The organism is Streptomyces indicus (genome assembly GCF_900100315.1).
Classification (GTDB): Bacteria; Actinomycetota; Actinomycetes; order Streptomycetales; family Streptomycetaceae; genus Streptomyces; species Streptomyces indicus.
The window spans coordinates 20391-41490 of sequence record NZ_FNFF01000011.1; the positions used below are offsets into that span (position 1 = coordinate 20391).

The window sequence follows — 21100 nt, forward strand, 5'->3', positions numbered from 1 at the left end:
CGATGAGCACCATTGACATCCTTTCGCCGGCAGGCGACAAGGCCGGGACCGTCGAGCTCCCTTCGGAGATCTTCGACGCGAAGGTCAGCGTTCCGCTGATCCACCAGGTCGTCGTCGCGCAGCTGGCCGCTGCCCGCCAGGGCACGCACAAGACCAAGACCCGCGGCGAAGTCCGTGGTGGCGGCAAGAAGCCGTACCGCCAGAAGGGCACCGGCCGCGCCCGTCAGGGTTCGACCCGTGCGCCGCAGTTCGCCGGTGGTGGCGTCGTCCACGGCCCCGTGCCGCGTGACTACTCGCAGCGGACCCCGAAGAAGATGAAGGCCGCCGCCCTGCGCGGTGCCCTCACCGACCGGGCCCGCCACAACCGCATCCACGTCGTGTCCGGCGTGGTTGAGGGCGACATCAGCACCAAGGCCGCCAAGACCCTCCTGGGCAAGGTCAGCGAGCGCAAGAACGTGCTCCTGGTCATCACCCGCGAGGACGAGGCCGCTCTGCTGTCCGCTCGCAACCTGCCCCAGGTCCACATCCTGGAGCCGGGCCAGCTGAACACGTACGACGTGCTCGTTTCGGACGACGTGGTCTTCACCAAGGCCGCCTTCGACTCCTTCGTCGCCGGCCCCAAGGCTGACACCGAAGGGAGCGAGGCCTGATGTCCGAGGCCACGATCACCAGCAAGACCTTCTCCGACCCGCGCGACATCCTCGTCAAGCCGGTCGTCTCGGAGAAGAGCTACGCGCTGCTCGACGAGAACAAGTACACGTTCATCGTCGCGCCCACCGCCAACAAGACCCAGATCAAGCAGGCCGTCGAGGCGGTCTTCTCGGTCAAGGTCACCGGCGTGAACACGATCAACCGCCAGGGCAAGCGCAAGCGCACCCGCACGGGTTTCGGCAAGCGTGCCAACACCAAGCGCGCGATCGTGACCCTCGCTGAGGGCGACCGTATCGACATCTTCGGCCAGGCCTCCTAACGGAGACCCTGGTCCGAATATCGGACGAGGACTGAGAAATGGGAATCCGCAAGTACAAGCCGACTACGCCGGGCCGTCGTGGCTCCAGCGTCGCCGACTTCGTCGAGATCACGCGGTCCACGCCGGAGAAGTCGCTGGTCCGCCCGCTGCACAGCAAGGGCGGCCGTAACAACACCGGTCGTGTGACCGTCCGCCACCAGGGTGGTGGCCACAAGCGCGCCTACCGCGTGATCGACTTCCGTCGTCACGACAAGGACGGCGTGCCGGCGAAGGTCGCGCACATCGAGTACGACCCCAACCGCACCGCGCGTATCGCGCTGCTGCACTACGCCGACGGCGAGAAGCGCTACATCATCGCGCCGCGCGGTCTGCAGCAGGGCGACCGGGTTGAGAACGGCCCGACGGCCGACATCAAGCCGGGCAACAACCTCGCGCTGCGCAACATCCCCGTGGGTACGACGATCCACGCCATCGAGCTCCGTCCCGGTGGCGGCGCCAAGTTCGCCCGCTCCGCGGGTGCCTCGGTGCAGCTCCTCGCGAAGGAGGGCACCATGGCCCACCTCCGCATGCCCTCCGGCGAGATCCGCCTGGTCGACGCGCGCTGCCGCGCGACGGTCGGCGAGGTCGGCAACGCCGAGCAGAGCAACATCAACTGGGGCAAGGCCGGCCGTATGCGCTGGAAGGGCGTCCGCCCGACCGTGCGCGGTGTCGTCATGAACCCGGTTGACCACCCCCACGGTGGTGGTGAAGGCAAGACCTCCGGTGGTCGCCACCCGGTCTCGCCCTGGGGTCAGAAGGAAGGCCGTACTCGTTCGCCCAAGAAGGCGTCGAACAAGTACATCGTCCGCCGCCGCAAGACGAACAAGAAGCGCTAAGGACGGGTTGAGATGCCTCGTAGCCTGAAGAAGGGGCCCTTCGTCGACGACCACCTGATGAAGAAGGTGGACGCCCAGAACGAAGCCGGCACCAAGAACGTCATCAAGACCTGGTCCCGTCGCTCCATGATCGTGCCGGCCATGCTCGGCCACACGCTTGCGGTGCACAACGGCAAGACCCACATCCCGGTGTTCGTCACCGAGTCGATGGTCGGCCACAAGCTCGGCGAGTTCTCGCCGACGCGTACCTTCCGGGGTCACGTCAAGGACGACCGGAAGTCGAAGCGCCGCTAGTAGCGGATCGCATTCAGACACGTAAGAAACTGAAGGGACAACCATGGAAGCCAGGGCCCAGGCGCGGTACATCCGCGTCACGCCCATGAAGGCCCGCCGCGTGGTGGACCTCATCCGTGGCATGGACGCCACGGAGGCCCAGGCCGTCCTGCGATTCGCTCCGCAGGCAGCCTCGGTTCCCGTTGGCAAGGTGCTCGACAGCGCCATCGCCAACGCCGCGCACAACTACGACCACTCCGACGCCTCTTCGCTGTACATCAGCGAGGCGTTTGTGGACGAGGGTCCGACCCTGAAGCGGTTCCGTCCGCGTGCTCAGGGCCGTGCCTACCGGATCCGCAAGCGGACCAGCCACATCACCGTGGTCGTCAGCAGCAAGGAAGGAACCCGGTAATGGGCCAGAAGGTAAACCCGCACGGGTTCCGGCTCGGTGTCACGACCGACTTCAAGTCGCGTTGGTACGCCGACAAGCTGTACAAGGACTACGTCAAGGAAGACGTCGCCATCCGTCGGATGATGACGTCCGGCATGGAGCGCGCCGGTATCTCGAAGGTTGAGATCGAGCGCACCCGTGACCGTGTCCGCGTGGACATCCACACCGCCCGCCCGGGCATCGTCATCGGCCGCCGTGGCGCCGAGGCCGACCGCATCCGCGGTGACCTCGAGAAGCTCACCGGCAAGCAGGTCCAGCTGAACATCCTCGAGGTCAAGAACCCCGAGACCGACGCTCAGCTGGTTGCCCAGGCCGTTGCCGAGCAGCTGTCCTCCCGCGTCTCCTTCCGTCGGGCCATGCGCAAGAGCATGCAGTCCGCCATGAAGGCCGGCGCCAAGGGCATCAAGATCCAGTGTGGTGGCCGTCTCGGCGGCGCCGAGATGAGCCGTTCGGAGTTCTACCGCGAGGGTCGTGTGCCGCTGCACACGCTGCGCGCGAACGTCGACTACGGCTTCTTCGAGGCCAAGACCACCTTCGGCCGTATCGGCGTGAAGGTCTGGATCTACAAGGGCGACGTCAAGAACATCGCTGAGGTTCGCGCCGAGAACGCTGCGGCCCGTGCGGGTAACCGCCCGGCCCGTGGTGCTGGCGACCGCCCCGCTGGCCGTGGTGGCCGCGGTGGCGAGCGCGGCGGCCGCGGCCGCAAGCCCGCACAGCAGACGGCTCCGGCCGCCGAAGCCCCCAAGGCTGACGCTGCCGCTGCTCCGGCTGCTGAGAGCACCGGAACGGAGGCCTGACCACCATGCTGATCCCCCGTCGGGTCAAGCACCGCAAGCAGCACCACCCCAAGCGCTCGGGCATGAGCAAGGGTGGCACGCAGGTTGCGTTCGGTGAGTACGGCATCCAGGCGCTCACGCCGGCGTACGTCACCAACCGTCAGATCGAGGCCGCGCGTATCGCGATGACCCGTCACATCAAGCGTGGCGGCAAGGTCTGGATCAACATCTACCCGGACCGCCCCCTCACCAAGAAGCCTGCCGAGACCCGCATGGGTTCCGGTAAGGGTTCGCCGGAGTGGTGGGTGGCCAACGTCAAGCCCGGACGCGTGATGTTCGAGCTGTCGTACCCCAACGAGAAGATCGCCCGTGAGGCCCTGACTCGCGCAGCCCACAAGCTGCCGATGAAGTGCCGGATCGTCAAGCGCGAGGCAGGTGAAGCGTGATGTCGGCCGGTACCAAGGCGTCCGAGCTGCGCGAGCTGGGCAACGAGGAGCTTGTCGCCAAGCTCCGCGAGGCCAAGGAAGAGCTGTTCAACCTCCGCTTCCAGGCGGCGACCGGGCAGCTTGAAAACCATGGCCGTCTGAAGGCGGTCCGCAAGGACATCGCGCGGATCTACACCCTGATGCGCGAGCGTGAGCTGGGCATCGAGACGGTGGAGAACGCCTGATGAGCGAGAAGAACGTGACTGAGAACGCTGAGGCCCGTGGCTTCCGCAAGACCCGTGAGGGTCTCGTCGTCAGCGACAAGATGGACAAGACCGTCGTCGTCGCCGTCGAGGACCGCGTGAAGCACGCGCTGTACGGCAAGGTCATCCGCCGTACGAACAAGCTCAAGGCACACGACGAGCAGAACGCCGCGGGTGTCGGCGACCGCGTCCTCCTCATGGAGACCCGGCCGCTGTCCGCGACGAAGCGCTGGCGCGTCGTCGAGATCCTCGAGAAGGCCAAGTAGGCAATTCCCGTAAGGGAATTCCGGCAAGTACTGCCTAGAGGGGTCTCCCTCTGGGTTCGTTCCGCCAGGCTCCCGGGGCAGTTCCGTGAACTGCCCCGGGGGAACCGGCAGACAAACAGGAGATAGACGTGATCCAGCAGGAGTCGCGACTCAAGGTCGCCGACAACACTGGTGCGAAGGAAATCCTTTGCATCCGTGTGCTCGGTGGCTCGGGTCGCCGCTACGCGGGCATCGGCGACGTCATCGTCGCCACCGTCAAGGACGCGATCCCCGGCGGCAATGTGAAGAAGGGTGACGTCGTCAAGGCGGTCATCGTTCGCACCGTCAAGGAGCGCCGCCGTCCGGACGGCTCGTACATCCGCTTCGACGAGAACGCCGCCGTCATTCTGAAGAACGACGGCGACCCTCGTGGCACCCGTATCTTCGGCCCGGTCGGCCGTGAGCTGCGCGAGAAGAAGTTCATGAAGATCATCTCGCTCGCGCCGGAGGTGCTGTAAGCATGAAGATCAAGAAGGGCGACCTGGTCCAGGTCATCACCGGTAAGGACAAGGGCAAGCAGGGCAAGGTCATTGCCGCTTACCCGCGCGAGGAGCGCGTCCTGGTCGAGGGTGTCAACCGGGTCAAGAAGCACACCAAGGCCGGTCCGACCGCCAGCGGTTCGCAGGCCGGCGGCATCATCACCACCGAGGCGCCGATCCACGTCTCCAACGTCCAGCTGGTCGTTGAGAAGGACGGCAGCAAGGTCGTGACCCGCGTCGGTTACCGCTTCGACGACGAGGGCAACAAGATCCGCGTTGCCAAGCGGACGGGTGAGGACATCTGATGACGACCACCACCACTCCGCGTCTCAAGACGAAGTACCGCGAGGAGATCAAGGGCAAGCTGCTTGAGGAGTTCTCGTACGAGAACGTCATGCAGGTTCCCGGCCTCGTCAAGATCGTGGTCAACATGGGTGTGGGCGACGCCGCCCGCGACTCCAAGCTGATCGAGGGCGCCATCCGCGACCTCACCACGATCACCGGTCAGAAGCCGGCCGTCACCAAGGCCCGCAAGTCCATCGCGCAGTTCAAGCTGCGTGAGGGTCAGCCGATCGGTGCCCACGTCACGCTCCGTGGCGACCGCATGTGGGAGTTCCTGGACCGCACCCTGTCGCTCGCGCTGCCGCGCATCCGCGACTTCCGTGGTCTGTCCCCCAAGCAGTTCGACGGCCGTGGCAACTACACCTTCGGTCTCACCGAGCAGGTCATGTTCCACGAGATCGACCAGGACAAGATCGACCGTACCCGGGGTATGGACATCACCGTGGTCACCACGGCGACCAACGACGACGAGGGCCGTGCCCTTCTGCGTCACCTCGGCTTCCCGTTCAAGGAGGCGTGAGCGAGATGGCGAAGAAGGCTCTGATTGCCAAGGCTGCTCGCAAGCCCAAGTTCGGTGTGCGTGCCTACACCCGCTGCCAGCGCTGTGGCCGCCCGCACTCCGTGTACCGCAAGTTCGGCCTCTGCCGCGTGTGCCTTCGTGAGATGGCTCACCGTGGCGAGCTGCCGGGCGTGACCAAGAGCTCCTGGTAATCCCCGAATTCTCGGGAATTCCAGGCGCTCTCGGTAAGCACTCTGGACGGCAGACCCCTCCTCCGCATGCCGTAGGCTTGTGGGGTTGGGCGTCTGCCGCCCTGAAACGACTTACTACGCCGTAGGTCCCCGCGCCGCACCCGTCCCGCCCCAGTGTGGGGAGAGGGATGGCGCATACAGGAAACCCCGGCGAGAGAGGCCGAAGGCCAATTCATGACCATGACTGATCCGATCGCAGACATGCTGACGCGTCTGCGGAACGCGAACTCGGCGTACCACGACTCGGTGTCGATGCCGCACAGCAAGATCAAGTCCCACATCGCGGAGATCCTCCAGCAGGAGGGCTACATCACCGGCTGGAAGACCGAGGACGCCGAGGTCGGCAAGAACCTCGTCCTCGAGCTGAAGTTCGGCCCGAACCGTGAGCGCTCCATCGCGGGCATCAAGCGGATCTCCAAGCCCGGTCTCCGGGTTTACGCGAAGTCCACCAACCTGCCCAAGGTCCTCGGTGGCCTCGGCGTGGCGATCATCTCCACGTCGCACGGTCTCCTGACCGACAAGCAGGCCGGCAAGAAGGGCGTAGGCGGAGAAGTCCTCGCCTACGTCTGGTAACGGAAGGGAACGGAGGAAACAGCTATGTCGCGTATTGGCAAGCTCCCCATCACGGTTCCCGCCGGCGTGGACGTCACCATCGACGGCCAGACGGTCACGGTGAAGGGTTCCAAGGGCACCCTGAGCCACACCGTCGCGGCTCCGATCGCGATCGCGAAGGGCGAGGAGGGCGTTCTGAACGTCACCCGTCCCAACGACGAGCGTCAGAACAAGGCCCTGCACGGCCTGTCCCGCACGCTGGTGGCGAACATGATCACCGGCGTGACCCAGGGTTACGTGAAGAAGCTCGAGATCAGCGGTGTCGGTTACCGCGTTGTCGCGAAGGGCTCCAACCTGGAGTTCTCGCTCGGCTACAGCCACCCGATCCTGATCGAGGCGCCCGAGGGCATCTCCTTCAAGGTCGAGTCGCCGACCAAGTTCTCGGTCGAGGGCATCGACAAGCAGAAGGTCGGCGAGGTTGCGGCCAACATCCGCAAGCTGCGCAAGCCCGACCCGTACAAGGCCAAGGGTGTCAAGTACGAGGGCGAAGTCATCCGCCGCAAGGTCGGAAAGGCGGGTAAGTAAGCCATGGCATACGGCACGAAGATCGCTAAGGGCGACGCTTACAAGCGTGCTGCCATCAAGCGCCGTCACATCCGTATCCGTAAGCACATCTCGGGTACGGCTGAGCGTCCGCGCCTGGTCGTGACGCGTTCGAACCGCCACATCGTGGCCCAGGTCATCGACGACATCAAGGGTCACACCCTGGCGTCGGCGTCGACCCTGGACACGACGATCCGCGGCGGCGAGGGCGACAAGTCCTCGCAGGCCAAGCAGGTCGGTGCCCTGGTCGCCGAGCGCGCCAAGGCCGCCGGTGTCGAGGCTGTCGTATTCGACCGTGGTGGTAACCAGTACGCCGGGCGCATCGCCGCCCTGGCGGACGCCGCCCGCGAAGCCGGACTCAAGTTCTGAGTCGGTTCCGTAGCTAGCGGAAACAGAGAGAGGTAATTCCAATGGCTGGACCCCAGCGCCGCAGTGGCGGTGCCGGTGGCGGCGAGCGGCGGGACCGGAAGGGTCGCGACGGTGGCGCTGCTGCCGCCGAGAAGACCGCGTACGTTGAGCGCGTTGTCGCGATCAACCGCGTCGCCAAGGTTGTGAAGGGTGGTCGTCGCTTCAGCTTCACCGCGCTGGTCGTGGTGGGCGACGGTGACGGCACCGTGGGTGTCGGTTACGGCAAGGCCAAGGAGGTGCCGGCCGCCATCGCCAAGGGTGTGGAGGAGGCCAAGAAGCACTTCTTCAAGGTCCCCCGTATCCAGGGCACCATCCCGCACCCGATCCAGGGTGAGAAGGCTGCCGGCGTCGTGCTGCTCAAGCCCGCGTCCCCGGGTACCGGTGTTATCGCCGGTGGTCCGGTGCGTGCCGTGCTCGAGTGCGCCGGTATCCACGACATCCTGTCGAAGTCGCTCGGCTCCGACAACGCGATCAACATCGTGCACGCCACGGTGGCGGCCCTCAAGGGCCTGCAGCGTCCCGAGGAGGTCGCGGCCCGCCGCGGTCTGCCGCTCGAGGACGTCGCTCCCGCCGCCCTGCTGCGTGCGCGTGCCGGGGCGGGTGCGTAATGGCTCGCCTCAAGATCACGCAGACGAAGTCGTACATCGGCAGCAAGCAGAACCACCGCGACACCCTGCGCTCCCTTGGTCTCAAGGGCATCAACACGCAGGTCGTCAAGGAGGACCGCCCCGAGTTCCGCGGCATGGTGCACACCGTCCGCCACCTCGTGACGGTCGAGGAGGTCGACTGATCATGGCGGAGAACAACCCGCTCAAGATCCACAACCTCCGTCCGGCCCCCGGCGCCAAGACCGCCAAGACCCGTGTCGGTCGTGGTGAGGCGTCGAAGGGTAAGACGGCCGGTCGTGGTACCAAGGGCACCAAGGCCCGTTACCAGGTTCCGGAGCGCTTCGAGGGTGGGCAGATGCCCCTCCACATGCGCCTCCCGAAGCTGAAGGGCTTCAAGAACCCGTTCAAGACCGAGTTCCAGGTCGTGAACCTGGACAAGCTGGCTTCGCTCTACCCCGAGGGTGGCGAGGTCACGGTCGAGGACCTGGTCGCCAAGGGTGCCGTGCGCAAGAACAGCCTCGTCAAGGTCCTGGGCCAGGGCGAGATCTCCGTGGCGCTGCAGGTGACGGTCGACGCCGTCTCCGGCTCCGCCAAGGAGAAGATCGCCGCCGCCGGCGGCACCGTCACCGAGCTCGTCTGATCCACTGGACGTCTCGTTGACTTGAACGATCCCACCGGGGATGCCCATAAAAGGGGCATCCCCGGTTGGTCGTTCCTAGGGGGGCATGGTCGCCGGTAAGGTGGCGTGCGTTAATGCTTCCGCGCGGTCTGCCACTGGGCTGGGAACCGTGCGGCTCTTGCCTCAGTTGTACTTTTCGTTATTCGTCGAACCTCAAGACCGTCACCTCTGACGCACGCGCGCGGGGGTCGCAGGAGGCACCGTGCTCACCGCGTTCGCCCGGGCGTTCAAGACGCCCGACCTGCGCAAGAAGCTGCTGTTCACGCTCGGCATCATCGTCATCTACCGGCTCGGTGCGCACATCCCGATCCCCGGTGTCTCGTACGAGAACGTGCAGATCTGTCTCGACCAGGGCAACAAGACCGGTGGCCTGTTCGGGCTGGTCAACATGTTCAGCGGTGGTGCGCTGCTGCAGATCACGATCTTCGCGCTGGGCATCATGCCGTACATCACGGCGAGCATCATCCTGCAGCTGCTGACCGTGGTCATCCCGCGGCTCGAGGCCCTCAAGAAGGAGGGCCAGTCGGGTACCGCGAAGATCACGCAGTACACGCGTTATCTGACGGTCGCGCTCGCAGTGCTCCAGGGCACCGGCCTCGTCGCCACCGCGCGCAGCGGTGCGCTGTTCAGCACCTGCCCCGTCGGCAGCGAGATCGTGCCCGACCAGTCCATCTTCACGACCGTGGTCATGGTCATCACCATGACCGCCGGTACGGCCGTCGTGATGTGGCTCGGCGAGCTCATCACGGACCGCGGCATCGGCAACGGCATGTCCATCCTGATGTTCATCTCCATCGCCGCCGGCTTCATCGGCGCGCTGTGGGCCATCAAGGAGCAGGGCAAGCTGGCCGACGGCTGGATCGAGTTCGCGATCGTCATCGCGGTGGGCCTGGCGATGGTCGGCCTCGTGGTCTTCGTCGAGCAGGCGCAGCGCCGGATCCCGGTGCAGTACGCGAAGCGCATGATCGGCCGCCGGTCCTACGGCGGCACGTCGACGTACATCCCGCTGAAGGTCAACCAGGCGGGCATCATCCCTGTGATCTTCGCCTCGTCGCTGCTCTACATTCCGGCCCTCATCGCGCAGTTCGCCGGCGGCGACTCGGGGTGGAAGCGGTGGATCGAAGCCCACTTCGTCAAGGGTGACCACCCGTATTACATCGCCACGTACTTCGTGCTGATCGTGTTCTTCGCCTTCTTCTACGTGGCCATCTCGTTCAACCCCGAAGAAGTCGCCGACAACATGAAGAAGTATGGTGGCTTCATCCCGGGCATCCGGGCAGGCCGTCCCACCGCCGAGTATCTGAGCTACGTGCTCAACCGCATCACTTGGCCGGGGTCGCTGTATCTGGGTCTGATCGCTCTTGTGCCGACGATGGCGTTGGCACCTCTCGGTGCAAACCAGAACTTCCCGTTCGGCGGGACGAGCATCCTCATCATCGTGGGTGTGGGTCTGGAGACCGTGAAGCAGATCGAGAGCCAGCTCCAGCAGCGTAATTACGAAGGGTTCCTCCGCTGATGCGTATCGTCCTCGTCGGACCGCCCGGTGCGGGCAAGGGAACGCAGGCTGCGTTCCTGGCCCAGAACCTCGCGATCCCGCACATCTCCACGGGCGACCTTTTCCGGGCCAACATCAGCCAGGGCACGGAGCTCGGCCTCAAGGCCAAGTCCTACATGGACGCGGGCAACCTGGTGCCGGACGAGGTCACCATCGGGATGGCCAAGGACCGCATGGCGCAGGCCGACGCGGCGAACGGCTTCCTGCTCGACGGCTTCCCGCGCAACGTGTCGCAGGCCGAGGCCCTCGACGACGCGCTGAAGCTGGACGGCCAGGAGCTGGACGCGGTGCTCGACCTGGAGGTCCCCGAGGACGAGGTCGTCAAGCGCATCGCGGGCCGCCGCATCTGCCGCAACGACTCGTCGCACGTGTTCCACGTCGCGTACAAGCAGCCGCAGACCGAGGGTGTCTGCGACATCTGCGGCGGCGAGCTGTACCAGCGCGGTGACGACACCGAGGAGACGGTCCGCCGGCGCCTGGAGGTCTACCACAGTGAGACCGAGCCGATCATCGACCACTACCGGGCCCAGGGCCTGGTCGTGACGATCTCGGCGCTCGGCAGCGTCTCCGAGGTGACGGAGCGCGCGATGGCGGCGCTGCGCAAGGACGACGCCGCCTGAGGTGTGTGAGCTGTAGTACGGCCGCGGTGCCCTGACGGGTGCCGCGGCCGTAGTGTTGTGTCTGTACCTGTTTTTACGTAGATACGGAGCGTCCCCGGCCATGGTGGAGATCAAGACCCCCGAGCAGCTCGCCAAGATGCGTGAGGCGGGCCTGGTCGTCGCCGCGATCCACAAGGCCACCCGTGAGGCGGCCGTGCCGGGCGCGACCACGAAGGACCTCGACGACGTCGCGCGCAAGGTGCTCGACGAGCACGGCGCGAAGTCGAACTTCCTCGGGTACGGCGGCTTCCCCGCGACGATCTGCACGTCCAAGAACGAGGTCGTGGTCCACGGCATCCCGTCCGAGGACGTGGTCCTCGAGGACGGCGACATCATCTCCATCGACTGCGGCGCGATCGTCGACGGCTGGCACGGCGACGCCGCGTACACCGCGTTCGTGGGCTCCGGTCACGCGCCCGAGCTGATCGAGCTCTCGCGGGTCACCGAGGAGTCGATGTGGGCCGGCATCGCGGCCATGAAGCAGGGCAACCGCCTGGTCGACGTCTCCAAGGCCATCGAGTCGTACATCCGCCGCCAGCCGCGTCCGGCCACGGGCAAGTACGGGATCATCGAGGATTACGGCGGCCACGGCATCGGCACCCAGATGCACATGGAGCCCCACCTCCTGAACTACGTGGAGCGCCGCCGCGGCCGCGGCCCGAAGCTGGTGCCCGGCTTCTGCCTCGCGATCGAGCCGATGGTCTCGCTGGGCACTCCGCGCACGGAGGTCCTGGAGGACGACTGGACGGTCATCACGACCGACGGCACGTGGTCCTCGCACTGGGAGCACTCGGTGGCGGTGACGGAGGCGGGGCCGCTGGTGCTGACGGCGCCGGACGGCGGCAAGGCGAAGCTGGCTGAGATGGGGATCACGGCGGCGCCGGATCCGTTGGGCTGATCGGTCTTTCCTCCGGGCGGTCATCAGGTCGGCGGACGGAGTCCGGCGCAGCCGCTCGAAGCTTGTGAGGCGCCCTCGGCGCCGAGCCCGCGAGAGGGGCGTCGAAAATAGGTCGACTGGACGGTCATCACGACCGACGGCACGTGGTCCTCGCACTGGGAGCACTCGGTGGCGGTGACGGAGGCGGGGCCGCTGGTGCTGACGGCGCCGGACGGCGGCAAGGCGACGCTGGCTGAGATGGGGATCACGGCGGCGCCGGATCCGTTGGGCTGAGGTCGTCTGGCGGGTGCCGGTGTGTGGGTGCCTGCGGTGGGCTTTTCTCCCCGCCCCGCCCCTTCCCGAAACCGGGGCTCCGCCCCGGGCCCCGCATCCGGCCTGCGGCCGGATCGCCTCACACGCCGGCGGGGCTGATTGCTTAACGATCTTCTACGCTGGGCAAACATTCCGGATTCGTCTTTCCGGGGGCTCTGACGTAGACTGACTCGTCGGCTCTCGTGCACCCGTATGCCTGCATTCCGCAGGAGGCGGCAGCGAGACCGATCAAGGTAGTCGATTCGAAGGGCGAAGCGTGGCCAAGAAGCAAGGTGCCATCGAGATCGAAGGCACTGTCGTCGAGTCTCTTCCGAACGCCATGTTCAAGGTGGAGCTCCAGAACGGCCACCAGGTCCTGGCACACATCAGCGGCAAGATGCGTATGCACTACATCCGCATCCTCCCTGACGACCGGGTCGTGGTGGAGCTGTCTCCGTACGACCTGACGCGTGGCCGGATCGTCTACCGGTACAAGTAGATCTTGCCCTCAGTCCCGCATTCCGCGGGCGGTGGCACTGACCCGGAGAACCTCATCACATGAAGGTCAAGCCGAGCGTCAAGAAGATCTGCGACAAGTGCAGGGTGATTCGCCGTCACGGCCGAGTCATGATCATCTGCGACAACCCGCGCCACAAGCAGCGCCAGGGCTGACGCAGGTCTGCACCCGCAGATCATCGCGCGACGCATAGCTGAACAGTAATTACGCAGGACCCGTCCCTCTTCAGCGATGGAGGGCGACACCCCCGGTTCGGAGGCCGGGGACCCAGCATGTACCTCATACGGCAGCTGGGAGTGGTCCTGCGGCAGACCTCCGAAGATCAACTGGAGCCATTCAATGGCACGCGTTTCCGGTGTTGACATCCCGCGCGACAAGCGCGTGGAGGTCGCTCTCACCTACGTGTTCGGCATCGGCCGGACCCTTTCGCAGAAGACGCTGGCCGAGACCGGCGTCAACCCGAACACCCGCGTTCGTGACCTCTCCGAGGAGGAGCTGGTCAAGATCCGCGAGTACGTGGACAACAACATCAAGACCGAGGGTGACCTCCGTCGTGAGGTTCAGGCCGACATCCGCCGCAAGGTCGAGATCGGTTGCTACCAGGGTCTGCGTCACCGTCGCGGCCTGCCCGTCCACGGTCAGCGCACGAGCACGAACGCCCGTACCCGCAAGGGCCCGCGTCGCGCCATCGCCGGCAAGAAGAAGCCGGGCAAGAAGTAGTCCGCAGCCAGCGGTCCCACCAGCTGCTGTAGGACCGACCACCTCCCCGTAGGAGTTATAGATGCCCCCCAAGGGTCGTCAGGGCGCTGCCAAGAAGGTGCGCCGCAAGGAAAAGAAGAACGTCGCTCACGGGCACGCCCACATCAAGAGCACGTTCAACAACACGATCGTGTCCATCACGGACCCGACCGGCAACGTGATCTCGTGGGCCTCCGCCGGCCACGTCGGCTTCAAGGGCTCGCGTAAGTCCACGCCGTTCGCCGCGCAGATGGCCGCCGAGTCGGCTGCCCGTCGCGCGCAGGAGCACGGCATGCGCAAGGTCGACGTCTTCGTGAAGGGCCCGGGCTCGGGTCGCGAGACCGCCATCCGTTCGCTGCAGGCGACCGGTCTTGAGGTCGGTTCGATCCAGGACGTCACGCCGACCCCGCACAACGGCTGCCGTCCGCCCAAGCGCCGCCGCGTCTGACGCACGGCTGCTTGGTCTGAGGTTTTCGGGCGGTACGGCTCTTCGGGGCCGTATCGCCCGTACCCTTGCAAGACCCCGTGTTTTACGGCACGGGTTTCCGTCGGACATCAAATAGTGGGTGTCCACGACTGAAGGATTCACTTCATGCTGATCGCTCAGCGTCCCTCGCTGACCGAAGAGGTCGTCGACGAGTTCCGCTCCCGGTTCGTGATCGAGCCGCTGGAGCCGGGCTTCGGCTACACCCTCGGCAACTCCCTGCGTCGTACGCTCCTCTCCTCGATCCCGGGTGCGGCGGTCACGTCCATCCGTATCGACGGTGTCCTGCACGAGTTCACCACCGTGCCGGGCGTCAAGGAGGACGTCACCGACCTCATCCTGAACATCAAGCAGCTGGTCGTCTCCTCGGAGCACGACGAGCCGGTCGTGATGTATCTGCGCAAGCAGGGTCCCGGCCTGGTCACCGCTGCTGACATCGCCCCGCCGGCCGGTGTCGAGGTGCACAACCCCGACCTGGTGCTCGCCACGCTGAACGGCAAGGGCAAGCTGGAGATGGAGCTGACCGTCGAGCGCGGTCGCGGCTACGTCTCCGCCGTGCAGAACAAGCAGGTGGGCCAGGAGATCGGCCGTATCCCGGTCGACTCCATCTACTCGCCGGTCCTCAAGGTCACCTACAAGGTCGAGGCGACCCGAGTCGAGCAGCGCACCGACTTCGACAAGCTCATCGTCGACGTCGAGACCAAGCAGGCCATGCGCCCGCGCGACGCCATGGCGTCCGCCGGCAAGACCCTGGTCGAGCTGTTCGGTCTGGCCCGCGAGCTCAACATCGACGCCGAGGGCATCGACATGGGCCCGTCCCCGACGGACGCCGCCCTCGCCGCCGACCTGGCGCTGCCGATCGAGGAGCTCGAGCTCACCGTTCGTTCGTACAACTGCCTCAAGCGTGAGGGCATCCACTCCGTGGGTGAGCTCGTGGCGCGCTCCGAGGCGGACCTCCTGGACATCCGCAACTTCGGTGCGAAGTCCATCGACGAGGTCAAGGCGAAGCTCGCGGGCATGGGTCTTGCGCTGAAGGACTCGCCCCCCGGGTTCGACCCGACCGCCGCCGCTGACGCCTTCGGCGCCGACGACGACGCGGATGCCGGGTTCGTCGAGACCGAGCAGTACTAAGAGCTCGGGACCGACGGGTTCGATTCTTGCTGCGGGCCCGCTGTGGCTGGTCGCGCAGTTCCCCGCGCCCCTTACGGGGCGCGGGTCTCCGACAGACATCCGTCTGCTCGGATACTGACTCCGGTACCTGACACGGCCGGGGCAGCACACAAGGAGAAACATCATGCCGAAGCCCGCCAAGGGTGCCCGTCTGGGCGGCAGCGCTGCGCACGAGCGGCACATGCTGGCGAACCTCGCCAAGTCGCTGTTCGAGCACGGCCGTATCACGACGACCGAGGCCAAGGCCCGCCGCCTGCGTCCGGTCGCCGAGCGCCTGATCACCAAGGCGAAGAAGGGCGACATCCACAACCGTCGCCAGGTGCTGCAGACGATCACCGACAAGGGCATCGTCCACACCCTCTTCACCGAGATCGCGCCGCGGTACGCCGAGCGTCCGGGTGGCTACACCCGTATCACCAAGATCGGTAACCGCCGTGGCGACAACGCGCCCATGGCCGTGATCGAGCTGGTCGAGGGCGAGATCGCCAAGAAGGCGACCGTCGCCGAGGCCGAGGCCGCCACCAAGCGTGCGGTCAAGGAAGACGCTCTCAAGAAGGACGCGCCCGCCGAGGACGCTCCGGCTGAGGCCGCTGAGGAGTCGAAGGACGCCTGAGCGTTCTGAGATTGCTCCCGGGTTCTTCGTGAACCTGGCGGACGGGCCCGCACCCTGCTGAGGGGTGCGGGCCCGTCCGTGTGCGTGGCTGGGTGGGGCGAGGGGCGACCGGGATGAGGGGCGACCGGGATGTGGCTCAGTCGGGGATGCGGCTCTTGCACTCGTCGAGCCAGGTCGCGTAGCGCTTGAAGGCGGCGGGGTTGTCGAGGTTCTCCCTCTTGCCCTTCTCCATCAGGAGCTCCATCCGCGCACCCGTCTTCGCACCGACGATCCCGTCCTTGGACAGCCCGTTGTTGTCCTGGAAGAGCTTCACGGCCTTCTCCGTGCCGGTGCCGAAGACACCGTCGGCGACGATCTGCGGCCGGTTGAAGGCGTTCACGGCTCGCTGGACGCACTTGACCTTGGTGCCGGTGTCGCCCTTGCGGATGGGCTTGGGCTGACCGGAACCGGCGGCCCCGCCGGAGGAACCGGAACCCGCCCCGGCCTTGTTGCTGAGACCCTTCTTGCCCGCTGAGGTCTTGCTCTTGTCCGCCGTTTTCGTCCCGGCGTCACCGCCGCCGCAGGCCGTGAGCCCCAGAGCGAGCATGCCGGTGGCGAGCAGGGTGGCGGCAGGCGTGGTCCACTTGGTCATCGTTCCCCCGATGTATGCGATCCCGTCGCGGACGTACGCGGCGGAAGACGCCGGCTCACGGCGTGGTAGTTGCGTGATGAACATCACCTGAGTTCAGCAGGGAGGCAGGTTTCGGTGGCCGACGAGGTGGAGCCCGGTTTCGTACGGGTGCGGCTTGATCTTTCGTACGACGGCAAGGAGTTCTCGGGCTGGGCCAAGCAGCTCCGCCAGGAGACCCGGACCGTGCAGGGGGAGATCGAGGACGCGCTGCGCACCGTGACGCGTTCGGGCGTGACCTTTCCGCTGACGGTCGCCGGGCGCACCGATGCCGGGGTGCACGCGCGCGGGCAGGTGGCGCATGTGGACCTGCCGGCCGAACTGTGGGCCGAGCACCGGGAGAAGCTGCTGCGCCGACTGGCCGGGCGGCTGCCGCACGACGTACGGGTGTGGAAGGCCGAGGAGGCGCCGAGCGGGTTCAACGCGCGGTTCTCGGCGATCTGGCGCCGGTACGCCTACCGCGTGACCGACAACCCCGGCGGGGTCGACCCGCTCCTTCGCGGTCATGTCCTGTGGCACGACTGGGAGTTGGACGTCGACGCGATGAACGAGGCCGCGGCCGGACTGGTCGGCGAGCACGACTTCGCCGCGTACTGCAAGAAGCGCGAGGGCGCCACGACCATCCGTACGCTCCAGGAGCTGAGCCTGGTGCGCGGGGACGACGGGATCATCACGGCGACCGTGCGCGCGGATGCCTTCTGCCACAACATGGTGCGCTCGCTGATCGGCGCGCTGCTGTTCGTGGGGGACGGGCACCGGGGGCCGGGGTGGCCGGCGAAGGTGCTCGCGGCCGGGGTGCGCGATTCGGCGGTGCATGTGGTGCGGCCGCACGGGCTGACGCTGGAGGAAGTGGGTTATCCGGCGGACGAGTTGCTTGCGGCGCGGAATCTGGAGGCTCGGAACAAGCGGACGCTGCCGGGTGCGGGGTGCTGCTGAAGCGAGGCCGGAGTTCGCAGTCGGGCGTGGTGCGGTCGGCACCGCCACGGCGAGTCCGTTCCCGGCTGCAGCGTACGGAGAGGGCAGGCACTCCGCTTCCCGCCTTCACGGAGTGCCGACTGCTTCCCTCCCGCCGCCTCAGGGATTCTGCACAGCCGCCGAAGCCTGAGCCTCGCCCCTGCGGTGGATCTGCTGGAAGGCCAGGCCGGCGATGTCGTCGCCGGCTGTGAAGACCTTGCGGTCCTTGGTCGTGACGTCCTTGCCGCTGGTGAAGCCGCCGACCGTGAAGTAGGCGTAGCGGCCGTAGGAGTTGGTGGTCGAGCGGCAGACCGTGGTGTTGCAGAAGGCCGCGACGCCCTTGCCCGACAGGGACTTGATCGTGCCCTTCTTGTAGGCGTCCTTGACCTTCTCGGCCTGCTTCTCCGTGTCGAAGACCGCGACGCCGACCGTGATCGCCACGCCGTCCTTCTCGTACGTGGCGCGCAGCACCCTGGTGCAGTCGTGGGATTCCAGGAGGGCGCCGAGCGGGCCGTTGGTGACCGAGCCGCAGTCCTTCGTCTCTGCGGTGGCGCCCTTCTTGTACGTGGTGCCGCCCTTCGTGTACTTCGTGCCGGGGAACAGGCCTGCCGCGCTCAGCGGTGCCTTGTCCTTGTCCGCGCTGGAGATGTAGTCCTTCGGGTCCGGCGGCGGGGGCGGCTTCGTCTCGGCGAAGGTGGGCTGCTGCGAGGCGGTGGAGCCGGGGATCGAGGCGGAGGGCGGGAGTTCGCCCGCGGGCTTGCCGTCGCTCCCGCTGTTGGCGTTCACCACGGCGACCGCGACGACCGCGGCCACCGCCACGGTGGCCAGCGCGCCGCCGCCCACCATCAGGAGCCTGCGCTTCCTGGCGCGCGACTCGGAGGCCTCGGCCAGCGCGGCCCAGTCGGGGGTCTGCGTCCCGGGTGCGCCGGCGCCCCAGTCCTGAGCCCCGGGCGCACCGGCCGGCGGCATGCCCGGCTGTCCGCCCCACTGCGGCTGCTGCTGGTACGGCTGCTGAGGCTGCTGCTGACCACCGGAACCCCACTGGGGTCCCCCCTGCCCAAAGCTCATGCGCCGCATCTTAGGCCGTCCCGGTGACGGCGGGTGCGGGCGTCGGCAGGGCGTTATCGGCGGGTGGGCAGCGCGTTATGCGGGGGTGACCCGGGGGCACCGGCCTAGGTTGAATTGCATGGATTCCGCACGATTCTCGGCAGTCGCCTGGTTACGGGAGCCCGCCTCGCGCACGCTCCGGTCCGTCCTCGCCGTGGTGCTCGCCGCCGGTGTCGTACGCGCCGGACTGCAGTCCGCCGACGGCGGGATGGACAACGCCATCGTCATCAAGGCCGCGCGGACCTGGCTCGACGGCGGCTCCCCGTACGACGACCCGCACTTCCTCTATCTGCCGAGCGCCGTGCTCGCCGCCGTCCCGCAGGCCCTGCTGCCGGACCGGCTGCTGCGCTTCGCCGCGCCCGCCTTCGTGACCGGCGCGCTGACGGTGGGCTGGCTCTGTGCGCTGCGGCTGTACGGGGTGGCGCTGCGCAGCCGGTACGCGGCGGCCGGACTGCTCGCGCTCGCGCTCGGCTTCGCGCCCTTCGGGCACCTGGTCGTGCTCGCCAACTGGACGGTGGTCGCGGCCGCCGTCCTGCCGGCCGCCCTGCTGCTCGCGCACCGGGGGCGCTGGACGGCGGCGGGTGCCCTGATCGGGGCGGCCGTCGCGTTCAAGCCGCTGCTCGTGCCCGTGCTCGTCCTCTTCGTCTTCGCGCGGCGGTGGCGGGCGCTGGCCGCGGCGGTCGTGGTGCCCGCCGGTGCGTCGGGGCTCGCCGCGCTCGCGATGCCCGACCCCGCGGGGTTCTTCACGCGCACGCTCCCGTTCCTGCTGAAGGGCGAGGACAGCTTCGTACGCCTCTACGAGGCTTCGCCCGCGGCCGTCCTTCCGCGGCTCGGGGTGCCGCAGGGCGCCGCCTCGCTGCTGGCCCTGTGCTGTGCCGCGGCCGGGCTGTGGTGTGCGTGGCGGCGCTGGGGGAGAGGGGACGCCGGCTTCACGGCGGGGGGCGACTTCACGGCGGGCTCCGCCCCCGTGGCGGGTGCCGGCTCCGTGGCGGGTGCCGGCTCCGCGGCGCGGCTCGGCGAGTGCGCCGCGATGGTGATGCTCGCCGCATTTCTCGTCTCGCGGCCCTCGTACGACCACTACCTGCTCGTCGTCCTGCCGCTGCTGCTCGCCGGGGCCCTGGAGCCGGGGGCGCCCGCGCGCACGGCCGGATTCTGGGTGGCCCTGGTGCCGCAGGTGCCCGGATTCGTATGGCCGTGGCTGGAGCCCGGGACGCGGCGGGCGTTCAAGGACGCCTTCACGCTGTGTGTGCTTGCGGTGACCGTGGGGCTGTGCTGCCTGCGACGGGGGCGGGTGCTGCTGCCGCGAGCCCGTACCCTGGAGGTGGCAGAGCCTGCGGGCGAGCGCGCGTTTTGACCCGAACGGGTAAGCGCGGGTATTCTGCCAGTTCGTTATGCGTATCGGCTTGGTCGTTCTCACGCGATGGGCCCATACGTAAGTTCCCTGGAGCAGTTACCAGTGGCTCGCATACCGGGCGTTCCGCCTGGGCCTTTGTGAGCCCCAGCTGCATGATCGCTTCAGCGGATCCGTGTGTCTGGAATCCCATCCACTGAAGAAGCGAAGGCTACCGAAGTGCGTACGTACAGCCCCAAGCCCGGCGATATCACGCGCCAGTGGCACGTGATCGACGCCCAGGACATCGTCCTCGGCCGTCTCGCCAGCACCGCCGCCACCCTGCTGCGCGGCAAGCACAAGCCGATCTACGCGCCGCACGTTGACGCTGGTGACTTCGTCATCATCATCAACGCCGACAAGGTGCACCTGTCCGGCAACAAGAAGACCCAGAAGATGGCCTACCGCCACTCCGGCTACCCGGGCGGTCTGCGCTCTGTCCGTTACGACGAGCTGCTGGACAAGAACCCCGAGAAGGCCATCGAGAAGGCCGTCAAGGGCATGCTCCCCAAGAACACCCTGGGCCGTCAGATGCTCTCGAAGCTGAAGGTCTACTCGGGCGAGAACCACCCGCACGCTGCGCAGCAGCCGGTTCCGTTCGAGATCACCCAGGTCGCGCAGTAAGTCCGGCCACCCCCTAAGACGAAAAGAATCTGAGGAGCATCGTGGCCGAGACCACCGCAGAGCAGCCGCTCGAGGACATCGAGACCCCCGAGCAGTACACGACCGAGTCCGAGGCGCCCATCGAGGGCGAGTACACCTCGGAGTCGAACGCCGCGCGCTTCGGCGACCCGCAGCCGGCCGCCGGCCTGGGTCGTCGCAAGAACGCCATCGCCCGCGTCCGGATCGTCCCCGGCACCGGCAAGTGGAAGGTCAACGGGCGCACGCTCGAGGACTACTTCCCGAACAAGGTCCACCAGCAGGAAGTCAACGAGCCCTTCAAGGTGCTCGAGCTGGAAGGCCGTTACGACGTCATCGCCCGCATCTCGGGTGGCGGCGTCTCGGGTCAGGCCGGCGCCCTGCGCCTCGGCGTGGCCCGCGCCCTGAACGAGGCCGACGTGGACAACAACCGCGGCGCGCTGAAGAAGGCCGGCTACCTCCGCCGCGACGACCGTGCGGTCGAGCGCAAGAAGGCCGGTCTCAAGAAGGCCCGCAAGGCTCCGCAGTACAGCAAGCGTTAATCTCGCTCGCTGCACTGCTTGGCAGACGCTTCTGCCACACGTTCGCCCCGGCGGCACGCTGAGTGCTGCCGGGGCGTTCGTTTTATTGAAGGCCTTAGGCGTATAACGACACTAACG

34 protein-coding genes and 1 pseudogene are annotated in these 21100 nt (G+C 67.1%); 33 read left to right on the forward strand and 2 right to left on the reverse strand.

The features are described from left to right. Positions 1-2: 2 nt before the first annotated feature. From rplD to rplQ, 29 genes and pseudogenes are all read left to right on the forward strand, one after another. Positions 3-650: a 50S ribosomal protein L4 gene (gene rplD, locus BLT97_RS24385; RefSeq protein ID WP_093613746.1), complete on the forward strand. Its 648-nt coding sequence runs from the start codon at positions 3-5 to the stop codon at positions 648-650. Next, positions 650-970 (forward strand): 50S ribosomal protein L23, encoded by a 321-nt coding sequence (rplW, locus tag BLT97_RS24390; RefSeq protein ID WP_093613748.1) that lies wholly within the window; start codon positions 650-652, stop codon positions 968-970. Before rplD ends, rplW begins: the two co-directional genes overlap by 1 nt. A 38-nt stretch (positions 971-1008) precedes the next feature. Continuing rightward, positions 1009-1845: a 50S ribosomal protein L2 gene (gene rplB, locus BLT97_RS24395; protein ID WP_093613750.1), complete on the forward strand. Its 837-nt coding sequence runs from the start codon at positions 1009-1011 to the stop codon at positions 1843-1845. A gap of 12 nt (positions 1846-1857) precedes the next feature. Further along, entirely contained in the window at positions 1858-2139 is a 282-nt protein-coding gene (gene rpsS, locus BLT97_RS24400) for a 30S ribosomal protein S19 (protein WP_053759516.1), read from the forward strand. 43 nt (positions 2140-2182) lie between these two features. Then, positions 2183-2530 carry a 50S ribosomal protein L22 gene (gene rplV, locus BLT97_RS24405; protein WP_041662774.1) on the forward strand — a complete coding sequence of 116 codons (348 nt, stop codon included), beginning with the start codon at positions 2183-2185 and terminating at the stop codon, positions 2528-2530. Continuing rightward, the gene (gene rpsC, locus BLT97_RS24410; protein WP_093613752.1) at positions 2530-3366 is read left to right on the forward strand and encodes a 30S ribosomal protein S3; all 837 of its coding nucleotides are present in this window, start codon (positions 2530-2532) and stop codon (positions 3364-3366) included. The genes rplV and rpsC overlap by 1 nt, the downstream gene beginning before the upstream one ends. A 5-nt stretch (positions 3367-3371) precedes the next feature. After that, positions 3372-3791: a 50S ribosomal protein L16 gene (rplP, locus tag BLT97_RS24415; RefSeq protein ID WP_093613754.1), complete on the forward strand. Its 420-nt coding sequence runs from the start codon at positions 3372-3374 to the stop codon at positions 3789-3791. Then, positions 3791-4015, forward strand: coding sequence for a 50S ribosomal protein L29 (rpmC, locus tag BLT97_RS24420; protein WP_030759371.1), 225 nt, complete (start codon positions 3791-3793; stop codon positions 4013-4015). The genes rplP and rpmC overlap by 1 nt, the downstream gene beginning before the upstream one ends. Beyond that, positions 4015-4299 (forward strand): 30S ribosomal protein S17, encoded by a 285-nt coding sequence (gene rpsQ / locus BLT97_RS24425; RefSeq protein WP_018543912.1) that lies wholly within the window; start codon positions 4015-4017, stop codon positions 4297-4299. The genes rpmC and rpsQ overlap by 1 nt, the downstream gene beginning before the upstream one ends. A gap of 128 nt (positions 4300-4427) precedes the next feature. Continuing rightward, positions 4428-4796, forward strand: a complete 369-nt coding sequence (gene rplN / locus BLT97_RS24430) for a 50S ribosomal protein L14 (protein WP_093613756.1) — start codon at positions 4428-4430, stop codon at positions 4794-4796. Between the two features lie 2 nt (positions 4797-4798). Then, entirely contained in the window at positions 4799-5122 is a 324-nt protein-coding gene (gene rplX / locus BLT97_RS24435) for a 50S ribosomal protein L24 (protein ID WP_093613758.1), read from the forward strand. Then, positions 5122-5679, forward strand: a complete 558-nt coding sequence (rplE, locus tag BLT97_RS24440; protein WP_093613760.1) for a 50S ribosomal protein L5 — start codon at positions 5122-5124, stop codon at positions 5677-5679. Before rplX ends, rplE begins: the two co-directional genes overlap by 1 nt. Positions 5680-5684: 5 nt before the next feature. Beyond that, complete coding sequence (locus BLT97_RS24445; protein ID WP_003956452.1) at positions 5685-5870, forward strand: type Z 30S ribosomal protein S14; 186 nt, start codon at positions 5685-5687, stop codon at positions 5868-5870. A 213-nt stretch (positions 5871-6083) separates the two neighbouring features. Next, a complete protein-coding gene (rpsH, locus tag BLT97_RS24455; RefSeq protein WP_093613762.1) occupies positions 6084-6482 on the forward strand; it encodes a 30S ribosomal protein S8 in 399 nt (132 codons plus the stop codon). Between the two features lie 24 nt (positions 6483-6506). Then, the gene (gene rplF / locus BLT97_RS24460; RefSeq protein WP_093613764.1) at positions 6507-7046 is read left to right on the forward strand and encodes a 50S ribosomal protein L6; all 540 of its coding nucleotides are present in this window, start codon (positions 6507-6509) and stop codon (positions 7044-7046) included. Between the two features lie 3 nt (positions 7047-7049). Beyond that, on the forward strand, positions 7050-7433 hold the full coding sequence (gene rplR, locus BLT97_RS24465) for a 50S ribosomal protein L18 (protein WP_093613766.1): 384 nt from the start codon (positions 7050-7052) through the stop codon (positions 7431-7433). Between the two features lie 41 nt (positions 7434-7474). Then, entirely contained in the window at positions 7475-8080 is a 606-nt protein-coding gene (gene rpsE, locus BLT97_RS24470; RefSeq protein WP_052580769.1) for a 30S ribosomal protein S5, read from the forward strand. Beyond that, positions 8080-8262, forward strand: a complete 183-nt coding sequence (gene rpmD / locus BLT97_RS24475) for a 50S ribosomal protein L30 (RefSeq protein WP_010473936.1) — start codon at positions 8080-8082, stop codon at positions 8260-8262. Before rpsE ends, rpmD begins: the two co-directional genes overlap by 1 nt. 2 nt (positions 8263-8264) lie before the next feature. Continuing rightward, positions 8265-8720 carry a 50S ribosomal protein L15 gene (gene rplO / locus BLT97_RS24480; RefSeq protein ID WP_093613768.1) on the forward strand — a complete coding sequence of 152 codons (456 nt, stop codon included), beginning with the start codon at positions 8265-8267 and terminating at the stop codon, positions 8718-8720. 241 nt (positions 8721-8961) lie between these two features. Beyond that, positions 8962-10275: a preprotein translocase subunit SecY gene (gene secY / locus BLT97_RS24485; protein WP_093613769.1), complete on the forward strand. Its 1314-nt coding sequence runs from the start codon at positions 8962-8964 to the stop codon at positions 10273-10275. Beyond that, on the forward strand, positions 10275-10934 hold the full coding sequence (locus BLT97_RS24490; RefSeq protein ID WP_093613770.1) for an adenylate kinase: 660 nt from the start codon (positions 10275-10277) through the stop codon (positions 10932-10934). The genes secY and BLT97_RS24490 overlap by 1 nt, the downstream gene beginning before the upstream one ends. 100 nt (positions 10935-11034) lie before the next feature. Beyond that, positions 11035-11871 (forward strand): type I methionyl aminopeptidase, encoded by an 837-nt coding sequence (gene map / locus BLT97_RS24495; RefSeq protein ID WP_093613771.1) that lies wholly within the window; start codon positions 11035-11037, stop codon positions 11869-11871. A 114-nt stretch (positions 11872-11985) separates the two neighbouring features. Further along, positions 11986-12144 (forward strand): annotated as a pseudogene (locus BLT97_RS24500) (type I methionyl aminopeptidase); the annotation flags it as partial. 295 nt (positions 12145-12439) lie between these two features. Then, the gene (gene infA / locus BLT97_RS24505; protein ID WP_003948620.1) at positions 12440-12661 is read left to right on the forward strand and encodes a translation initiation factor IF-1; all 222 of its coding nucleotides are present in this window, start codon (positions 12440-12442) and stop codon (positions 12659-12661) included. Positions 12662-12720: 59 nt separating this feature from the next. Beyond that, complete coding sequence (gene rpmJ / locus BLT97_RS24510; protein WP_003948619.1) at positions 12721-12834, forward strand: 50S ribosomal protein L36; 114 nt, start codon at positions 12721-12723, stop codon at positions 12832-12834. 184 nt (positions 12835-13018) lie between these two features. Further along, complete coding sequence (gene rpsM, locus BLT97_RS24515) at positions 13019-13399, forward strand: 30S ribosomal protein S13 (protein ID WP_093613773.1); 381 nt, start codon at positions 13019-13021, stop codon at positions 13397-13399. A 61-nt stretch (positions 13400-13460) separates the two neighbouring features. Then, positions 13461-13865 (forward strand): 30S ribosomal protein S11, encoded by a 405-nt coding sequence (gene rpsK, locus BLT97_RS24520; RefSeq protein WP_003948617.1) that lies wholly within the window; start codon positions 13461-13463, stop codon positions 13863-13865. Positions 13866-14009: 144 nt separating this feature from the next. Beyond that, complete coding sequence (locus BLT97_RS24525; RefSeq protein WP_003966937.1) at positions 14010-15032, forward strand: DNA-directed RNA polymerase subunit alpha; 1023 nt, start codon at positions 14010-14012, stop codon at positions 15030-15032. Positions 15033-15195: 163 nt separating this feature from the next. Next, a complete protein-coding gene (gene rplQ / locus BLT97_RS24530) occupies positions 15196-15684 on the forward strand; it encodes a 50S ribosomal protein L17 (RefSeq protein WP_093613775.1) in 489 nt (162 codons plus the stop codon). 136 nt (positions 15685-15820) lie between these two features. Here rplQ and BLT97_RS24535 read toward each other — a convergent pair whose 3' ends face one another. Next, on the reverse strand, positions 15821-16315 hold the full coding sequence (locus BLT97_RS24535) for a peptidoglycan-binding domain-containing protein (RefSeq protein ID WP_218137323.1): 495 nt from the start codon (positions 16313-16315) through the stop codon (positions 15821-15823). Between the two features lie 114 nt (positions 16316-16429). Here BLT97_RS24535 and truA point away from each other — a divergent pair, with 114 nt between their 5' ends. Then, positions 16430-17287 carry a tRNA pseudouridine(38-40) synthase TruA gene (gene truA / locus BLT97_RS24540; RefSeq protein WP_093613777.1) on the forward strand — a complete coding sequence of 286 codons (858 nt, stop codon included), beginning with the start codon at positions 16430-16432 and terminating at the stop codon, positions 17285-17287. Positions 17288-17425: 138 nt separating this feature from the next. Here the strand turns inward: truA and BLT97_RS24545 are convergent, their stop codons facing one another. Then, the gene (locus BLT97_RS24545; protein WP_425442759.1) at positions 17426-18373 is read right to left on the reverse strand and encodes a hypothetical protein; all 948 of its coding nucleotides are present in this window, start codon (positions 18371-18373) and stop codon (positions 17426-17428) included. Positions 18374-18491: 118 nt separating this feature from the next. Between BLT97_RS24545 and BLT97_RS24550 the strand changes: the two genes are divergently transcribed. The 3 genes from BLT97_RS24550 (at position 18492) to rpsI (ending at position 20983) form a co-directional block, all read left to right on the forward strand. Further along, entirely contained in the window at positions 18492-19766 is a 1275-nt protein-coding gene (locus tag BLT97_RS24550; RefSeq protein WP_093613781.1) for a glycosyltransferase 87 family protein, read from the forward strand. Between the two features lie 216 nt (positions 19767-19982). Continuing rightward, on the forward strand, positions 19983-20426 hold the full coding sequence (rplM, locus tag BLT97_RS24555; RefSeq protein ID WP_093613783.1) for a 50S ribosomal protein L13: 444 nt from the start codon (positions 19983-19985) through the stop codon (positions 20424-20426). A 41-nt stretch (positions 20427-20467) separates the two neighbouring features. Next, on the forward strand, positions 20468-20983 hold the full coding sequence (rpsI, locus tag BLT97_RS24560; protein WP_093613785.1) for a 30S ribosomal protein S9: 516 nt from the start codon (positions 20468-20470) through the stop codon (positions 20981-20983). Positions 20984-21100: the final 117 nt, after the last annotated feature.

Excerpts from the sequence above, each read along its gene's own strand:
- rplD (WP_093613746.1), top strand. The coding sequence starts at position 3 with ATGAGCACCATTGACATCCTTTCGCCGGCAGGCGACAAGGCCGGGACC.
- rplW (WP_093613748.1), top strand. The coding sequence starts at position 650 with ATGTCCGAGGCCACGATCACCAGCAAGACCTTCTCCGACCCGCGCGAC.
- rplB (WP_093613750.1), top strand. The coding sequence starts at position 1,009 with ATGGGAATCCGCAAGTACAAGCCGACTACGCCGGGCCGTCGTGGCTCC.
- rpsS (WP_053759516.1), top strand. The coding sequence starts at position 1,858 with ATGCCTCGTAGCCTGAAGAAGGGGCCCTTCGTCGACGACCACCTGATG.
- rplV (WP_041662774.1), top strand. The coding sequence starts at position 2,183 with ATGGAAGCCAGGGCCCAGGCGCGGTACATCCGCGTCACGCCCATGAAG.
- rpsC (WP_093613752.1), top strand. The coding sequence starts at position 2,530 with ATGGGCCAGAAGGTAAACCCGCACGGGTTCCGGCTCGGTGTCACGACC.
- rplP (WP_093613754.1), top strand. The coding sequence starts at position 3,372 with ATGCTGATCCCCCGTCGGGTCAAGCACCGCAAGCAGCACCACCCCAAG.
- rpmC (WP_030759371.1), top strand. The coding sequence starts at position 3,791 with ATGTCGGCCGGTACCAAGGCGTCCGAGCTGCGCGAGCTGGGCAACGAG.
- rpsQ (WP_018543912.1), top strand. The coding sequence starts at position 4,015 with ATGAGCGAGAAGAACGTGACTGAGAACGCTGAGGCCCGTGGCTTCCGC.
- rplX (WP_093613758.1), top strand. The coding sequence starts at position 4,799 with ATGAAGATCAAGAAGGGCGACCTGGTCCAGGTCATCACCGGTAAGGAC.
- rplE (WP_093613760.1), top strand. The coding sequence starts at position 5,122 with ATGACGACCACCACCACTCCGCGTCTCAAGACGAAGTACCGCGAGGAG.
- BLT97_RS24445 (WP_003956452.1), top strand. The coding sequence starts at position 5,685 with ATGGCGAAGAAGGCTCTGATTGCCAAGGCTGCTCGCAAGCCCAAGTTC.
- rpsH (WP_093613762.1), top strand. The coding sequence starts at position 6,084 with ATGACCATGACTGATCCGATCGCAGACATGCTGACGCGTCTGCGGAAC.
- rplF (WP_093613764.1), top strand. The coding sequence starts at position 6,507 with ATGTCGCGTATTGGCAAGCTCCCCATCACGGTTCCCGCCGGCGTGGAC.
- rplR (WP_093613766.1), top strand. The coding sequence starts at position 7,050 with ATGGCATACGGCACGAAGATCGCTAAGGGCGACGCTTACAAGCGTGCT.
- rpsE (WP_052580769.1), top strand. The coding sequence starts at position 7,475 with ATGGCTGGACCCCAGCGCCGCAGTGGCGGTGCCGGTGGCGGCGAGCGG.
- rpmD (WP_010473936.1), top strand. The coding sequence starts at position 8,080 with ATGGCTCGCCTCAAGATCACGCAGACGAAGTCGTACATCGGCAGCAAG.
- rplO (WP_093613768.1), top strand. The coding sequence starts at position 8,265 with ATGGCGGAGAACAACCCGCTCAAGATCCACAACCTCCGTCCGGCCCCC.
- BLT97_RS24490 (WP_093613770.1), top strand. The coding sequence starts at position 10,275 with ATGCGTATCGTCCTCGTCGGACCGCCCGGTGCGGGCAAGGGAACGCAG.
- map (WP_093613771.1), top strand. The coding sequence starts at position 11,035 with ATGGTGGAGATCAAGACCCCCGAGCAGCTCGCCAAGATGCGTGAGGCG.
- rpmJ (WP_003948619.1), top strand. The coding sequence starts at position 12,721 with ATGAAGGTCAAGCCGAGCGTCAAGAAGATCTGCGACAAGTGCAGGGTG.
- rpsM (WP_093613773.1), top strand. The coding sequence starts at position 13,019 with ATGGCACGCGTTTCCGGTGTTGACATCCCGCGCGACAAGCGCGTGGAG.
- rpsK (WP_003948617.1), top strand. The coding sequence starts at position 13,461 with ATGCCCCCCAAGGGTCGTCAGGGCGCTGCCAAGAAGGTGCGCCGCAAG.
- BLT97_RS24525 (WP_003966937.1), top strand. The coding sequence starts at position 14,010 with ATGCTGATCGCTCAGCGTCCCTCGCTGACCGAAGAGGTCGTCGACGAG.
- rplQ (WP_093613775.1), top strand. The coding sequence starts at position 15,196 with ATGCCGAAGCCCGCCAAGGGTGCCCGTCTGGGCGGCAGCGCTGCGCAC.
- BLT97_RS24535 (WP_218137323.1), bottom strand. The coding sequence starts at position 16,315 with ATGACCAAGTGGACCACGCCTGCCGCCACCCTGCTCGCCACCGGCATG.
- BLT97_RS24545 (WP_425442759.1), bottom strand. The coding sequence starts at position 18,373 with ATGAGCTTTGGGCAGGGGGGACCCCAGTGGGGTTCCGGTGGTCAGCAG.
- BLT97_RS24550 (WP_093613781.1), top strand. The coding sequence starts at position 18,492 with ATGGATTCCGCACGATTCTCGGCAGTCGCCTGGTTACGGGAGCCCGCC.